Raw genomic sequence first — 1,130 nt, 5'->3', positions numbered from 1 at the left:
TATGCACAAAAAAATCATTTTTGAATATCTACAAGAACTACTTAAAGAAAATCTAAAAGACAAGAAAATTATTGGGGATTTTGATAAAAAGATAACACCCAATTGCACAAACCTTGAAAAGATTGAAAGTCAATTACAATTAAATGAAAATGAACATAACAAAACAAACACAATTTCTCATGTTCCAAAGTTAATGTCACATGTCGAAATGTCCGATGTCAAAATGTCCGATGTAATTAATAAAGCTAATATAAGCTATAAAAAAGAAAAGAATTCTAAAAAGAATTCAGAAATGCTTATGAAAAAAGCTGATTTTTATGAAAAAAAGAAAAGGGATTGCAAAATAACGAGAAAAGATGTTAAGACAAGACTGTTATCTGATTACAAAATTAGCGAAAAATATGTGAAGCAAATAAAAGAGCTGAGCAACAACGATTCGACATACATAAATGCTCTGTTAAATTTGGAGCAAGCAATAATTGACTATGGAATTGAATACAGTCTTGAAGACATTTTAGAGCACTTCTTAAAGCAATTTGCGAATAGGTACAAACACAAAGTGTGGATGATGATGAAAAGAGAAGATGGGATAATAAACGATTATGAAGTAATTTGGGGAGGCAGATTTAGAGATTGGTACCCTAATAAATACAAAAAGCGATGTGTTGAAAGAACAGTCTATGGTGAAAACATATGTGTTGGAAAAAAATTTTTAGAAAAAAAAGGAAAAAAAACAAAGAAAAATTTGCAAATTTATGCAACAGAAAAGGCAGAAAAAAAAGAGACAGAAGAGAAAGCAAAAAAAACGGATTTAGAAAAAAAAGAGAAACGCAGGCTAGAATTGCTGAGAAGAGAAGAATATTTGCAAAGTCTTTTTAAACAGGAAGCAAAAGAGAGAGAAGAGAGGCTTAGGAGGGCAGAAGAGGAGCGAGCCCATTTGAAGAACCGTGCGAAAGAAAGTATGTTAGTAAATTTGAAGAAAGACATATGCGATAACGTACAATCAAACGAAACAGATAGTTTCTTGAACAAAACGCCCCCAAACATTTTGTCTGAGTCATTGTCAAATGACGATATTGAAGGTAAAAATGATTGTATAGAGAGTACAACAAAAAATGAAGTATCTCTTT

At 31.0% G+C, this 1,130-nt stretch carries 1 protein-coding gene; it reads left to right on the top strand.

The window, feature by feature from the left end; all coding sequences use genetic code 11:
• Positions 1–1,130, top strand: a 1,130-nt coding sequence (locus tag U881_RS11640) for a plasmid maintenance protein (protein ID WP_024653806.1), incomplete at both ends; no start/stop codon positions are given.

The organism is Borrelia persica No12 (genome assembly GCF_000500045.1).
Classification (GTDB): Bacteria; Spirochaetota; Spirochaetia; order Borreliales; family Borreliaceae; genus Borrelia; species Borrelia persica.
The sequence above is the reverse complement of the archived record's forward strand: the minus strand, read 5'-3'. Positions and strand labels throughout refer to the sequence as shown.